Annotated in this window: 8 protein-coding genes; 4 read left to right on the top strand and 4 right to left on the bottom strand. The window is 71.3% G+C overall.

Annotated elements, in window-relative coordinates; translation table 11 throughout:
• Positions 1-46: 46 nt before the first annotated feature.
• On the bottom strand, positions 47-916 hold the full coding sequence (locus AB0B57_RS24460; protein WP_357074105.1) for a PAC2 family protein: 870 nt from the start codon (positions 914-916) through the stop codon (positions 47-49).
• A 262-nt stretch (positions 917-1,178) separates the two neighbouring features.
• Here AB0B57_RS24460 and metH point away from each other — a divergent pair, with 262 nt between their 5' ends.
• The 3 genes from metH to AB0B57_RS24445 all read left to right on the top strand — a co-directional run bounded on the left by metH (position 1,179) and on the right by AB0B57_RS24445 (position 7,048).
• A complete protein-coding gene (gene metH, locus AB0B57_RS24455) occupies positions 1,179-4,694 on the top strand; it encodes a methionine synthase (protein ID WP_357074102.1) in 3,516 nt (1,171 codons plus the stop codon).
• A 216-nt stretch (positions 4,695-4,910) separates the two neighbouring features.
• On the top strand, positions 4,911-5,603 hold the full coding sequence (locus AB0B57_RS24450; protein ID WP_357074099.1) for a response regulator transcription factor: 693 nt from the start codon (positions 4,911-4,913) through the stop codon (positions 5,601-5,603).
• Positions 5,600-7,048, top strand: coding sequence for a HAMP domain-containing sensor histidine kinase (locus AB0B57_RS24445; protein WP_357074097.1), 1,449 nt, complete (start codon positions 5,600-5,602; stop codon positions 7,046-7,048). The genes AB0B57_RS24450 and AB0B57_RS24445 overlap by 4 nt, the downstream gene beginning before the upstream one ends.
• 206 nt (positions 7,049-7,254) lie before the next feature.
• Here AB0B57_RS24445 and AB0B57_RS24440 read toward each other — a convergent pair whose 3' ends face one another.
• Positions 7,255-9,324: an MMPL family transporter gene (locus AB0B57_RS24440; protein ID WP_357074385.1), complete on the bottom strand. Its 2,070-nt coding sequence runs from the start codon at positions 9,322-9,324 to the stop codon at positions 7,255-7,257.
• Between the two features lie 542 nt (positions 9,325-9,866).
• Here AB0B57_RS24440 and AB0B57_RS24435 point away from each other — a divergent pair.
• Positions 9,867-12,326 carry a helix-turn-helix domain-containing protein gene (locus AB0B57_RS24435; RefSeq protein WP_357074094.1) on the top strand — a complete coding sequence of 820 codons (2,460 nt, stop codon included), beginning with the start codon at positions 9,867-9,869 and terminating at the stop codon, positions 12,324-12,326.
• Between the two features lie 61 nt (positions 12,327-12,387).
• Here AB0B57_RS24435 and AB0B57_RS24430 read toward each other — a convergent pair whose 3' ends face one another.
• Both AB0B57_RS24430 and AB0B57_RS24425 read right to left on the bottom strand, forming a co-directional pair.
• The gene (locus tag AB0B57_RS24430) at positions 12,388-13,896 is read right to left on the bottom strand and encodes a cellulose binding domain-containing protein (RefSeq protein WP_357074091.1); all 1,509 of its coding nucleotides are present in this window, start codon (positions 13,894-13,896) and stop codon (positions 12,388-12,390) included.
• Between the two features lie 86 nt (positions 13,897-13,982).
• The gene (locus tag AB0B57_RS24425; RefSeq protein ID WP_357074088.1) at positions 13,983-14,537 is read right to left on the bottom strand and encodes a hypothetical protein; all 555 of its coding nucleotides are present in this window, start codon (positions 14,535-14,537) and stop codon (positions 13,983-13,985) included.
• Between the last annotated feature and the right edge of the window lie 86 nt (positions 14,538-14,623).

The following is a 14,623-nucleotide window of genomic DNA, read 5'->3' as shown; positions in this document are numbered from 1 at the left end:
GAAGACCGAGAGCCGCAGAAAACCGAGGGCCCGCAGGGAGGCGGTGCTACCAGGAGCCGGCGGTGGGGCCGGCCGAACCGCCCCGGCGCCGCAGGTACTTCTCGAACTCCTGAGCGATCTCGTCACCGGTCAGCGGGGTGATTCCCTCGTCGCCGACCCGTTCCTCCAGCTCGCGGACGTATTCGCCCAGCTCGGCGTCCTGCTCGGCGGCGCTGCGCACCCGCTGCTCCCACTCGGCGGACTCCTCGGCCAGGTCGGCCATCGGCACCGGCAGGTCGACGACCTCCTCCACCCGGTGCAGCAGGGCGAGGGTGGCCTTCGGGCAGGGCGGGTTGTTGGCGTAGTGCGGCACGTGCACCCAGAACGACACGGCGTCCACCTCGGCGCGGGTGCAGGCGTCGTGCAGCACGCCGACGATGCCGGTCGGCCCGTCGTAGCGGGTGGGGGTGAGCTGGTAGCGCTCGGCGGCCTGCGCGTCGGAGGCGCTGCCGCTGATCGGCAGCGGCCGGGTGTAGGGAACGTCGGCCAGCAACGCGCCGAGCAGCACCACCCGTTCCACCTCGAGACTGTGGCAGATCTCCAGCACCTGCTCGCAGAACGTCCGCCAGCGCATGCTCGGCTCGATGCCGCGGATCAGCACCACGTCGCGCTCGGTGCCCTCCGGGCTGGCCACCATGAACCGGGTCGTCGGCCATTCCACCCGACGGGTCTCCCCGTCGGCCATGGTGATGGTGGGCCGGCTGACCTGGAAGTCGTAGAAGTCCTCCGGGTCCAACTCGGCGATCTGCCGGGCGTTCCAGACCTGCTCGAGGTGCTCGACCGCGGCGGTGGACGCGTCGGCGGCGTCGTTCCAGCCCTCGAACGCGGCGATGGCCACCGGGGACCGCAGCACCGGCAGTCCGTCGAACTCGGTCACGCCGTCACCTCACCCTGCTCGTCGCGGCCGGCGCCGGGATGGCGCCCGGTCGTCATACCGTGGGGCACGGCGGCGTCCCTGTTGTCCTTCACGTCCGTCAGCCTACGTGCCAGCCGAGGGTACGGCCTGTCGGCCGCGCCGGTCGGCCGCCCGGAGGCCCGGTCATACACGAATGAACCGGACAGGGTGATCCCGCTGACACAATTTGGGATCGGGCGCCGAGGGGTGCTGGGCGGAGGGGATGCCGCACTAACCTGAACGGGTGCGGACTTCGTTGATGGATGTGCTGGCCGACCGGATTCTCATCGCCGACGGTGCGATGGGCACGATGCTGCAGGCCGCGGACCTCACGCTGGACGACTTCGACGGCCTCGAAGGGTGCAACGAGATCCTCAACGTCACCCGGCCGGACGTGGTGCGTGGGGTGCACGACGCCTACCTCGCCGCCGGCGCGGACTGCGTGGAGACCAACACGTTCGGCGCCAACCTCGCCAACCTCGCCGAGTACGACATCCCGCAGCGCATCCGGGAGTTGTCCGAGGCGGGCGCGCGCATCGCCCGGGAGGCCGCCGACGCGGCCAGCACCCCGCAGCGGCCCCGGTTCGTGCTCGGCTCGATCGGGCCGGGCACCAAACTTCCTACCCTCGGGCACGCCCCGTACGCGACCCTGCGCGACGCGTACCAGGAGAACGCCGCCGGTCTGATCGTCGGTGGCGCGGACGCGTTGATCATCGAGACCTGTCAGGACCTGCTCCAGGTCAAGGCGGCAGTGGTCGGGTCGAAGCGGGCGATGGCCGAGCTGGGTCAGTCGGTGCCGATCATCTGTCACGTGGCGGTGGAGACCACCGGCACCATGCTGGTGGGCAGCGAGATCGGTGCGGCCCTGGCCGCCATCGAGCCGCTCGGCGTGGACCTGATCGGGCTCAACTGCTCGACCGGCCCGGCCGAGATGAGCGAGCACCTGCGGTATCTGTCGCAGCACTCCCGCATCCCGCTGTCGGTGATGCCGAACGCCGGCCTGCCGGTGCTGACCGCCGACGGGGCGTACTTCCCGCTGACTCCCGTGGAGCTGGCCGAGGCCCTGGAGCGGTTCATCACCGAGTACGGCGTGGGGCTCGTCGGCGGCTGCTGCGGCACCACCCCGGAGCACATCCGGGTGCTGTCCGAGCGGCTGCACGGCGTCACCGCCCCGGCCCGTGAGCCGCGGCACGAGGCGGGCGTCTCCTCGGTCTACCACCCGGTGCCGTTCGCCCAGGACGCGTCCGTGCTGATGGTGGGGGAGCGGACCAACGCCAACGGGTCCAAGGCATTCCGGGATGCGATGCTCGCCGCCGACTGGCGGGCCTGCGTGGAGATCGCCCGCAGCCAGGCGCGCGACGGTTCACACCTGCTCGATCTGTGCGTGGACTACGTCGGCCGCGACGGTACGCAGGACATGCGGGAGCTGGCCAGCCGGTTCGCCACCGCCTCCACCCTGCCGATCATGTTGGACTCCACCGAGCCGGCGGTGATCGAGGCGGGGCTGGAGATGCTCGGCGGGCGGTGCGTGGTCAACTCGGTGAACTTCGAGGACGGCGACGGCCCGGAGTCCCGCTACGGGCGGGTGATGCCGGTGATCCGGGAGCACGGTGCCGCCGTGGTGGTGATGTGCATCGACGAGGAAGGGCAGGCGCGCACCGCGGCGGACAAGGTCCGCATCGCCTCGCGCACCATCGACGACCTCACCGGCCGGTGGGGGATGGACCTGTCCGACGTCATGATCGACGCGCTGACCTTCCCGGTCGCCACCGGCCAGGAGGAGACCCGCCGCGACGGATTGGAGACCATCGAGGCGATCCGGGAGATCGCCCGGCTCTACCCAGGGGTCAACTTCACCCTCGGCATCTCGAACGTCTCGTTCGGGCTCAATCCGGCTGCCCGGCAGGTCCTCAACTCGGTGTTCCTGCACGAGTGCGTGCAGGCCGGCCTGACCTCCGCGATCGTGCACGCCAGCAAGATCCTGCCGATGTCGAAGATCCCCGAGGAGCAGCGCGAGGTCGCACTGGACCTGGTCTACGACCGGCGCCGCCCGGGGTACGACCCGGTGCAGCGGTTCCTGGAGCTCTTCGAGGGCGTCGACGTGACCAGCGCCCGGGCCACCCGTGCGCAGGAGTTGGCCGGGTTGCCGCTGGACGAGCGGCTCAAGCGGCGGATCATCGACGGGGAGCGTACCGGCCTGGAGGCCGACCTGGACGAGGCGATGGCCGGCGGTCGGTCCCCGCTGTCGATCATCAACGACATCCTGCTGGACGGCATGAAGGTGGTCGGTGAGCTGTTCGGCTCGGGTCAGATGCAGTTGCCGTTCGTGCTCCAGTCCGCCGAGGTGATGAAGACCGCGGTGGCCTACCTGGAGCCGCACATGGAGGCCACCGAGGACGGCGGCAAGGGCCGCATCGTGCTGGCAACCGTGCGCGGCGACGTGCACGACATCGGCAAGAACCTGGTCGACATCATCCTGTCGAACAACGGCTACGAGGTGGTGAACATCGGCATCAAGCAGCCGATCAGCGCCATCCTGGAGGCCGCCGAGCAGCACCGCGCCGACGCGATCGGCATGTCCGGGCTGCTGGTGAAGAGCACGGTCATCATGAAGGAGAATCTGGCCGAGATGGCCACCCGCGGGGTCGCGGAGCGCTGGCCGGTCCTGCTGGGTGGGGCGGCGCTGACCCGCGCGTACGTCGAGGACGACCTGCGGTCGATGTTCCCCGGGCAGGTGCACTACGCGCGGGACGCCTTCGAGGGGTTGTCCCTGATGGACAAGGTGATGACCGCCAAGCGCGGCGGCGCGCCGGTGATCGACCCGGAGCGCGAGGCGGCCCTGGCGGCGCGGCGGGCCCGCCGGGAACGGCAGCGGTCCATGGTCACCGAGTCCCTGCCGGAGCTGCACGATTCCTCGATCCGCTCCAACGTGGCCGCGGACGTGGCGGTGCCCACCCCGCCGTTCTTCGGCACCCGGGTGGTCAAGGGCGTGCCGATGGCCGACTACGCGGCGTTGCTCGACGAGCGGGCCACCTTCCGCGGGCAGTGGGGGCTCAACGGCGCCCGCGGCGGCAACGGTCCGTCCTACGAGGAGCTGGTGGAGACCGAGGGTCGGCCGCGTCTGCGGTACTGGTTGGACCGGCTGATCGCCGACCAGGTGCTGGAGGCAGCCGTGGTGTACGGCTACTTCCCCGCGTACTCCGAAGGCAATGACCTGGTGGTGCTCGACGAGAACAGGCACGCGGAGCGCGCCCGGTTCTCCTTCCCCCGCCAGCGGCAGGAGCGGCGGCTCTGCCTGGCGGACTTCTTCAGGCCCAAGGGCGACCAGCTCGATGTGGTCGCGCTGCAACTGGTCACCGTCGGTCAACCCGTCAGTGAGTACGCGGCGAAGCTGTTCGCCCGCAACGAGTACCGCGACTACCTGGAGGTGCACGGGCTGTCCGTGCAGCTCACCGAGGCTCTTGCCGAGTACTGGCACCGGCGCATCCGGGCCGAGATGACGCTGCCCGACGGCCGTCCGCTGGGCCACGACGACCCGACGGACCTGGCGGGGATCCTGCGCAACGACTACCGGGGCTGCCGGTACGCGTTCGGCTATCCGGCCTGCCCCGACCTGGAGGACCGGGCGAAGATCGTGGACCTGCTCGGGTCGGAGCGGATCGGCGTGGAGTTGTCCGAGGAGTTCCAGTTGATGCCGGAGCAGGCCACCGACGCGATTGTGGTCCACCACCCGGAGGCGAGCTACTTCAACGCCAAGTAGGGACCGCAGGTGGCCTGACCTGCACCTGAGGTGGTCCGGAAGGCCACTGGACCATGATCGTGCCGTCTCCAGGCCGTCAGGGTTGGGCGTGGGAGCCACCTGGGGACGCCGAGCGCCCGTGACCGTGTCTGGCCCCCAGCGACGCTCTAATCCTGGCCTCAGGTTGATCGGGGACAGTGAGCGGCAAAAGCATCGACTGGAAGGGGGCGCTCCGGCGTGCGGATCATGATCGCGGATGATGACGCGGCCATCCGTGAGTCGCTGGAGCGGGTGCTCCAGGTCGAGGGTTACGACACCAGCACCGTCGCCAACGGTCTCGCCGTGCTCGACGGGGTCGGTGGGGCCGGCGGTGACACGCTGGATCTGCTGATCCTCGACGTGATGATGCCCCGCCTCGGCGGGTTGGAGACCTGCCGGCGGTTGCGGGCGGCGGGTCGGGATCTGCCGGTGTTGATGCTGACCGCCCGTGACCAGGTCTCCGACCGGGTCGCGGGGCTGGACGCTGGCGCTGACGACTATCTGCCCAAGCCGTTCGCCACCGAGGAGTTGCTGGCCCGGGTGCGGGCCCTGCTGCGCCGGCGCACGCCGGGCGACGGGGAGTCGCAGATCCTGTCGTACGCCGACGTCCGGGTCGATCCCGACAGGTTCGAGGCGTGGCGTGGCGGGCGGCCGCTGCGCCTGACCAGGACCGAGTTCTCCCTGCTGCAGGTCCTGGTGAGCAACGCGACCCGGGTGTTGACCCGCGACGCGCTGTTCGAGGCGATCTGGGGCTTCGACATGAGCGCCACCGCCAACAACCTCCAGGTGTACGTGAGCTACCTGCGCCGCAAGATGGAGGCCGAGGGTGAGCCGCGATTGATCTACACGCTGCGCGGCCTGGGATACACGTTGCGGGAGACTCCTCCGTGAGCAGGCCCGCCGGCCGGGAACCGCGCCGGCTGACCCGGTGGTGGCGCCGGCGGTCCCTGCGGACCAGGCTGACGGTGATCTCGGCGACAGCCATCGCGGTCAGCGTGTTCGTGGCCTTCCAAGTGGCCAGCGAGCTGATGGACGGGAAGCTGCGGGACACCGCCGAGGAACAGCTGCGCGCCGACTCCCTCGTCCTGGCGACGAACGCGCAGCACGCCGGTCTGGCGCAGGTCCAGCTACCGCCGTATCCCGGATCCGGTCGGCTGGTGCGGGTCATCCTGTCCGACGGCTCGACCCGGACGCCGGCCGGCCAACCCGCGCTGCCCCCGGTCAGCGAGCCTGCAAGGCGCGTGGCGCAGGGCGCGTCGAACGACCTGCTGGAGTCGACCGACTGGAACGACGGCTACCGCATCTACACGCTGCGGGCGGGCGACGGCGGGGTCCAGGTGGCCGACCTCGCCGACGACACCCCAATCAACCAGTTCGGGTTCGGCATGCTGCTGATCGGGCTGCTCTGCGTGGTCGGCGGCGCCCTTGTCGGGCGGACCGTGGCGCGGACCGGGCTGGCACCGATCGATCGGCTGACCGCCGCCGCGGTACGTGTCGCGCACACCCAGGATCTCGACGCCGACATCCCGGATGAGGGCGGTGGGGAGATACGGCGGCTGATCCAGTCGATCAACGACATGCTCACCGCGCTCCGGGACTCCCGGCGGGCCCAGCGGCTGCTCGCTGAGGACGCCGCCCACGAGCTCAAGACCCCGCTCACCAGCCTGCGCCTCAACGTCGAGCTGCTGATCCGGCTCGATCGGCGCGGCACCCTGGACAACGCACTGCCGGCGGAGAGTCGGACTCGGTTGCTCAACGATCTCGGCGCCCAGGTGGCCGAGTTGAGCACCCTTGCCGCCGAGCTGACCGACCTGGCGCGCGGTGACGTCAGCGACGAGAGCACCGAGCTGCTCGACCTCGCCGACGTGGTGGTGGCCGCCGCGACCCGGGCGCGTTCCCGCGTGCCCGACATCCTGGTCGCGCTCGACGTGACCTCCGTGTGGGTGAGCGGGCGTCCCGCTGCGCTCCAACGGGCGGTGCTCAACCTCATCGACAACGCCGGCAAGTGGTCTCCCCCGGACCAGCCGGTCCAGGTCCGGCTCCGTGCCGAGGGCGCGTCGGCGGTGCTCGTGGTCGACGACGCCGGGCCGGGCATCGACGCTGCCGACGTACCGCGGGTGTTCGACCGGTTCTACCGTGCCGACAGCGCCCGGGGGTTGCCGGGATCCGGTCTGGGGCTGTCGATCGTGCAGCGGGTCGTCGACGCCCACGGCGGCCGGGCCACCGTCGCCCGCTCCGTCCGCGGTGGGGCGCTGCTTCGGGTCGACCTTCCGGCCGCGGCCCCGCCCGCCCCGATCGCGCGGCTCACCGCCGGGGAGGACACCGCGGTGCGCTGAACCGCCCCGGCGGCGCAGGACAAGGGACGGCGGCCTCAGGCATGGCCCCGCGCGGCTCACCGTTCGGGGCAGGACACCGCGGTGCGCCGACCCAGCCCCGGTCGCCCGGCGCAGGACCAGAGGGCGGCGACCGTCGGGCCCATGACAAGATCCGGGAGGGGCCTGGGTCCCCGTCCCGGATCTCGTCCGTGCCGCCGCGCCCACCGTTACCGCGCGGGTTCCTCCTCCTCGGCGAGCGACTGTTGACCGTCCGGCGGCTCCACCGTCGGTCGGGACAGCCGGCTCGGCCACCAGATCCGCCGGCCGATCAGCAGGGTGAGGGCGGGCACCAGGACCGACCGCACCAGCAGGGCGTCGAGCAGCACGCCGAAGGCGACCAGGAAGCCGACCTCGATCAGCATCACCAGCGGAAGTGTGGCGAGGACCGCGAACGTGGCCGCCAGGACCACGCCTGCCGAGGTGATGACGCCGCCGGTGGCGGAGAGGGCTTTGCGCATGCCCGCTCTGGTGCCGAGACGCACGGTCTCCTCCCGGGCTCGGCTGGCCAGGAAGATGTTGTAGTCGACGCCGAGCGCCACCAGGAACAGGAATGCCAGCAGCGGCACCGAATAGTCGACACCTGTGAACCCGAGGATCGTGTCGAAGACGAACACGCTGCCGCCGAAGGCCGCGGCGAATGAGACGATCACGGTGGCCATCAGGACCAGCGGGGCCACGATCGCGCGCAGCAGCAGCCCGAGGATGATCAGGACGACGGCGAGCACCAGCGGGATCACCAGCTTCTCGTCGCGGCTGGTGGTCACCTCGGTGTCGAGGTTCTCCGCACTCGGCCCGCCGACGATCGCCTCCGCCCCGCTCACCGCGTGCACGGCGGTGCGCACCCGCTTGATCGTGTCGTACTCTGCGACGGTGTCCGGCGCGTCCGTCGGAAACACGGAGATGTCGGCCCAGCCACCGCTGGTCTGACCCGGGATGGCCAGGGCCACACCGTGGGTGCCCGTGACGATGTCGAGCACCCGCTCCTGGTAGGCCGGCCGCGTGAAGATCGTCATCGGCTGGCCGCCGAGCTCCGGGAAGTGCTGGCGGAGAACGGTGAAGCCGGTGACCGACTCCGGCGCGGACAGGAACTGGTCCTGCTCCCGCAGGGCGCCGGTGTTGCCCGCCAGGCCGATGGCGAGAACGCCGAGGACTCCGAGCGAGCCGAGCGTCGCCACCCACCGGCGGCGGTTGATGGCGGTGCCAAGCCGTCCCCACAGCCCCGGCTTCTCCTCCACGGCCGTGCTGAACCGCGGGATGGCCGGCCAGAAGATCCGCCGGCCGAGCACCACGAGTACCGCCGGGAACAGCGTCAGCATGGCCACCAGCGCGCACAGGATGCCGGCCGCACCGATCGGGCCCAACCCGCTGGTGCTGTTCAGGTCCGCGACGAGCAGGCAGAGCAGGCCGGCGACCACGGTGGCCGCGGACGCGAGGATGGCCGGTGCCGCGCCGCGTAGCGCGTGGACCATCGCAACCCGGACGTTCTCGTGGTGGCGCAGTGTCTCCCGATATCGAGCGATGAGCAACAGCGCGTAGTCCGTGCCGACGCCGAATACCAGGATCGTCAGCAGCGCCGAGTTCTGGTCGTTGACCACGATGCCGAAGCCCTTGACGAGCAGGTAGACGGTCGCCATCGCGGTCAGTGCGGCCGCGCCCACGGCCACCAGCGGGATGAACCACAACACCGGGCTGCGGTAGGTGAGGATGAGCAGGAGCGTGACGACGACAACGGTGGTGAGGAAGACCTGCAGGTCGATGCCGTCGAAGACGGCGTCCATGTCGCCGTCGATCGCGGCCGGGCCGGTCACGTCGAGTTCCAGGCCGGCGGGGCGGTCCTTCGCGGCGTCCCGCAACGGGCCGACGATGGCCTCCGGTGCGCCGTAGGTCGTGCTCACGTCGAGGGTGAACATCATCGCCTTGCCGTCGGTGGAGAGTCTCGTCAGTGGGCCCTCGTCGTCCTCGCCGGCCGCTGCCACTTTCGGCGGGTGCCGCTTGGCAAGGGTGTTGTAGTGGCGCTCGACCGTCGCGCGGTCGGCGTCGGTCATGCCGCCGGCGCGGTGGTACACGAAGACGAACGTGTTGTCGTCCCCGCCGGGGAGACTGTCCTCCAGCACCGCCACCTTGGTGGACTCGGCACTTGCCGGCAGGGTGTCCACGGCGCTGTCGGTGGTGACCGAGCTCAACTTTCCGCTCAGCGGCACCATGACCGCTGCCAGCGCCACCCACAAGCCAATCACCAACCACGGCACCCATCGGCCTGCCAACCGACCGGCCGGCGCTTCCCCGGACGGCGCTGCGTTGACTGCCATCACTAGCCTCCTACATGCGGGTTACATCGCTCATCTGATGCCGACTTCGTACCGAGCGAATCTGAGACGACCGTTAATGCGGCGCTCGGGCCGGTGGGCCGATCCAGGTGCCCAGCGCGTCCGCACCGCACCCCACGGACGTGCACCGCCGGGCGCCAGACGCACTCGCCCGTGCTCTTGATCTGGACGAGACTGCCTGGCGTTCCCAGCGGCCAGGCTTGTGGATCACGGTCCGCCCCGCACCTGATGGCGTCCGGCGGGCCGCCGGACCGCGAGCACAGGCCGTCGACGGCTTCCGGGTCGTCCGTGGTGGCCGGTCTCGTCGATGGCCGGCACCGTGCCGCGTCTGACGTGTCGAGGAATCGCCATGGTGATACTCACACTCGGTCCACAGTGGCCCGAAATTCGTCACGCTCATGCGAGCATCAAGGCACGTTACGTAACTGCGGGCGCTCGGTGGTGGGGGGAGCATGCCCAAGAGTCAGGTGCGACGTGACCAGTTCGGAGGCGTCCTCAGGACCCTCCGCTTGGAGCGGCGGCTGACCCAGGAGGAGCTTGCCGAGGCGGCCGGCGCCAGTGTCCGCGGGATCCGGGAGATGGAGCGCGGCCGGGTCCGCAGCCCGCAACGACGGACGGTGGCGCTGCTCGCCGATGCCCTGCGGCTGGACGGGGCCGACCGCGACCGCTTCGTGGCCCTGGCCCGGGTCGAGCGGCAGCCGCACGACCGAGCGCCGGTGCCGGACGACCGCGTCGCGGTGCCGGGCGACCGCGCGGAGCTGCCGCACGATCGGGTGCCGGCGCCGTACGACCGCCCCGCGGTGGTCGTACCCGGGGAACTGCCCGCCGCCGTTCCGGACCTGGCCGGCCGGGCGGAGATCCTGCAACGGCTCTCGGCGCTGGCCGCCGACGTCACCGCGGGGCAGCCGGACACCGCCTCGGTGGTGGTGCTGCACGGGCCGCCGGGGATCGGCAAGACCAGCCTCGCCGTCGCCGCCGGGCATCGGCTCAGCCCGGCGTTCGCGGGCGGGCAGCTCTTCGTCGACCTGCAGGGCGCCTCGCCGGACGGCCCGGTCGACCCGGGCGAGGCGCTGGCCGGGCTGCTGCGGTCGCTCGGGGTGCCGGACAATCGGGTGCCGGTGTCGCCGGCCGAGCGGGGTGGTTTGTTCCGTACCCTCACCCGGGACCGGCCGCTGCTGGTGGTCCTGGACAACGCCGCGAGTGAGGCACAGGTGCGCCCACTGTTGCCGGCCGGGCGGGGATGCCTCGCGCTGGTCACCTGCCGGCGTCCACTGACGGGTCTTGCCGGTGCGGTCCGCCTGCCGCTCGACCTGCTCGACCCGGCAGCCGGTCGACTGCTGCTCGCGGCGATCGTCGGCGCCGACCGGCTCGCCGCCGAGCCGGCCGCGGCGGACCAACTCGTCAAACTCTGCGGCCGGCTGCCGCTGGCCGTCCGGATCGCCGGCAACCGTCTCGCCAGCCGACCACAGTGGTCGGTCGGTTGGCTGGTGGACCTGCTCCGCGACCAGCGTCGGCGGCTGACCGAGCTGACCGCCGGCGACCTGGGCGTCCGCTCCGCGTTCGAGGTCTCCTACCGGCAACTGGACCCGATGGCCGCGCGAGTGTTCCGGCGGGCCTCGCTGATTCCCGGCACCGACTTCGCACCCGCGCTGGTCGCCGCCGTGGCCGGCACCGGCGAGGAGACCGCGGCGGCGGCCCTGGAGGAGCTGGTCGAAGCCGGTGTCCTCCTGACCCTGGGGGACCGGTACCAGTTCCACGACCTGGTCCGGCTCTACGCCCAGGAACGCCTCGACGCCGAGGAACAACAGGCCTGCCGGGTCGAGGCGCACGATCAGATGGTCGGCTGGCTGCTGCGGCGTACCCGGCAGGCGGGCTCGATGTTCGAACCGGTCGCCGCTCGGGTCGACTCCCCGTTCGACGACGATCGGGCGGCGGCGTACTGGTTGGATCGGGAGTCCGGCAACTGGCTGGCGGCGCTGCGCGACGCGGCCCGGCGCGGTCGGCACGCCGACGTGGTCGCGGTCACCAGGGCTCTGCACTGGTACTCCGACGCCAACAGTCACCGGCACTCCTGGGACGAGATCTTCTCGCTGGGAGTGGCCGCGGCCCGGGCCGCCGGTAGCCCCCGTGACGAGGCCGTCCTGCTGAACTTCCTGGGCTGGGCCCGGTACTTCTGCCGGGACCGCAACACCGACGGGCTGGCCGCCCTGGACCGGGCACTGGAGTTGGCCCAGCGGATCGGGGACCGCCGGGAGGAGGCGTGGGCGCTGACGTACAGCGCCGCGATCTTCATTCGGATCGGCAGCGGCGGGGCGGCCGTCGACCACTGCCGCCGGGCCGTGGGCCTGTTCCGCGAGATCGGGTACGCCCTCGGCGAGCACAGCGCGGCGGGTGTGCAGGGCGGGGCGCTGGCCGCGCTCGGCCGGTTCGCCGAGGCGGCCGACCTGCACCGCGACGTGTTGGCGTTCTACGCCCGTGGCAGTAGCGGTCTCAGCCGTACCGGCGCGGCGGTGGCCAGGGCCGGGACGATGATGAGTCTCGGGGCGGACCTGGCCGGGATGGGCCGGTGGCGGGCCGCCGCCGATGAGTACGCCCGTGCCCGGCGGGTGTTCCACCGGTGCGGCGCGACGTTCAGCGAGGCCAACGCCATCCACCGGTACGGGCTCGCGCTCCAGGCGTTGGGTGAGGTCGACGCGGCGGCCGGGGCGCTGCGGTCGGCGTTGGCGCTGTATGCCGCGCTGTGCTGCCCGTGGTGGGAGGCGCAGACCCTGTCCGCGCTCGCGGCGCTGGCCGGCGAGGCCGCTCACGCCCGCCGGTTGCGTGAGCGGGCGCTCGACCGCTGCGGCGAACTGGACGCACCGGAGGTGCGGACGCTGCGCGCCAGTCTGCGGCGCGAACTGGCCGAGTCCTGATCCTGAGCACGAACCGGGCCCCGCCGACGATGCGGCGGGGCCCGATGTGCAGGGACAGGGGTCAGTTGCAGGTGGTGCCGTTGAGGGTGAACGGGGCCGGGACGGCGGGGGAGCCGTTCGCGGTGAAGCCGAAGTTGACGGCGCCGCCGGTCGGGATGCTGGCGTTGTGGTTCTCGTTGGTGACGGTCACCGCCGCGCCGGTCTGCTGGAAGATGCCGTTCCAGTGGCCCTGGACGAGTTGTCCACCCGGGAAGGCGAAGCCCAGCGACCAGCCGTTGGCGGCCGGGCCGTCGTTGTAGACGGTGACGCTGGCGCTGTAGCCGGTGCCCCACGAGTTGGTGACGACGAAGGAGACCCGGCAGGTGCTGGCGATCGTGGTCGCCGGCACGATGTTGCCGTAGTCGTCGCGGGCGGTGGCGAAGTCCTGGAAGCCGAAGCCCACGCCCAGTGACCGGGTGGTGGTGCCGGCGGCGAGCACGGTGCCGTTGGCGTTGACGGAGTAGACCGGGCCGCCACTGTCGCCGCCCCGTGCGGCCTCGTCGCCGTCGAGCTGGGTGGCCTCGACGAGGTCCTCGATGTCGTCGTAGTGGAAGTCGACCCGCAGGTTGCAGACCGGACCGCCGATAGCGCCCGCGGAGGTGTGCCCGGACTGGCACAGCAGTTGGCCGGGGAAGACCTCGGTCCAGCGGAGCACCTTGGCGCGGACCTCGTCCTGCTGACCGCCGACGTAGAGGTGGTCGCCGGGTGTCGACGTCGAAATGATCATCGTGTCGTGGTCGTCGTTGCTGTCGACCGCGTAGCCGACCAGCGTGCCGGTGCCGGTGGACAAGCCGACGTGCCAGGGCGAGCCGATGGCACCGCAGTGTTCGGCGGTGAGGAGGTAACCGGCGTCGGTGTCCACGTTGCGGACGCCGAAGCCGGCGGTGCACCAGGGTACGGTGACCCCGATGCTCGCCCCGCCGTCGAACGGCGCGGCGTCGTTGGCCCGTGACCGTTCGACCATCCGGTCGCGTTCGACGATGCTGGTACGCACGCCGGTGGCCGGCAGCTTCGGCAGCTTGGCGCCCGCGGTGTAGTCCACGCCGATGTCGATGCCGGTGCCGTCGGTGCGCAGCCGCACCGAGTGGCTGGCGTCGGCCGGGTTGGCCTTCACCACCGGGGTGAGGGCGGCGGCCGCCTTGTGGAGTTCGGCGCGGGAGTAGGTGGCCTTGGCCACCTGGACCGGCGCGGTGCGGCGGGCGGCGGTGACGGCTGCGGTGATGTCGGTGGGTAGTGCACCCTTCCACCACAGGGTGACGTGGTCGTCGACCAGGCCGATGCCGGCGTAGCCGCGTGCCGGTGCGCGGTCCACCGCGGTGCGGATGACATTGGCCGCGTCGACAAGCGGGGCCTGGGCGACCATCCGGTCCACGGTGGGTGCCGGGATGATGTCGAGGATGGAGGCGGCGGCTCCGGCCGCCTCGGGCTGGCCGGACTCCGCGTACGCGGAGGTGGGACCGGCGAGCGCTGTCGCGCCGACCAGTACCCCGGCGATCACCGTACTGGTGATCGCTTTCCGTATTGATGTCATGCCGCTGAGTCAAGCAACGTCCGCTGCCGGGAGACAGGCACGACGCCCGGCAGGAGTCAACAAGCCGGCGGTCCTGCCGGCAGTCGTCAGAGCATTTCAGCGAGCGCGAAGCCGATCAGACTCGCCGCCATGACGCCGATGAACGCCCAGACGTAGACGCGGCCGTAGGGAAGGGCGTGGACGGCGGTGTAGAAACGGTGGTGCTCGTACCAGAGCAGAGGGAATTGGCCGGTCACGAGTCCCAGAACTCCCCCCACCGCCAGAGCGAGGGCGAGAAGGACCATGCTGGCCCCCGTGATCGCCCATTCTGCCCCCACCTCCTGATAGACGGTGCCGCTGTCACGGACCGCAATTCGGTCGCCCGGTTGCGCCGTGTCGCTGACGATCTCTCGTCGAGGATCCGTGGCCGAACCGTCGTCGGCTGTGAACTCGCCCCGGCACCGCCGGGTCTCCCGGCGGTCCTCGGCGTCGCGGTCCCGGTCGCTGTACGAGACGTCCACCCGGCAGGAAGCGACGGTGAGAGTGCCGCCGGTACCGGCCAGGCCCACGGCAGTCGCGAACGCGTGTCCGCCATAGGTGCCCACCAGCGCACCAGTGAGAAGGAGAAGCAGACTGACGGCGTGGCGGACGATGCGAGGCACTCGGCGGACACTACAACTCAGACGCCAGCGGTCAGCGCTCGCGATGAGTTGCTGCGCCGCTTGGCAGAGGCCAAGATCGGTGGCCA

It is taken from the genome of Micromonospora sp. NPDC049101 (assembly GCF_040648675.1).
Lineage (GTDB): Bacteria > Actinomycetota > Actinomycetes > Mycobacteriales > Micromonosporaceae > Micromonospora.
This window is presented reverse-complemented; position numbering and strand designations above follow the sequence as displayed.

Excerpts from the sequence above, each read along its gene's own strand:
- AB0B57_RS24435 (WP_357074094.1), top strand. The coding sequence starts at position 9,867 with ATGCCCAAGAGTCAGGTGCGACGTGACCAGTTCGGAGGCGTCCTCAGG.
- AB0B57_RS24430 (WP_357074091.1), bottom strand. The coding sequence starts at position 13,896 with ATGACATCAATACGGAAAGCGATCACCAGTACGGTGATCGCCGGGGTA.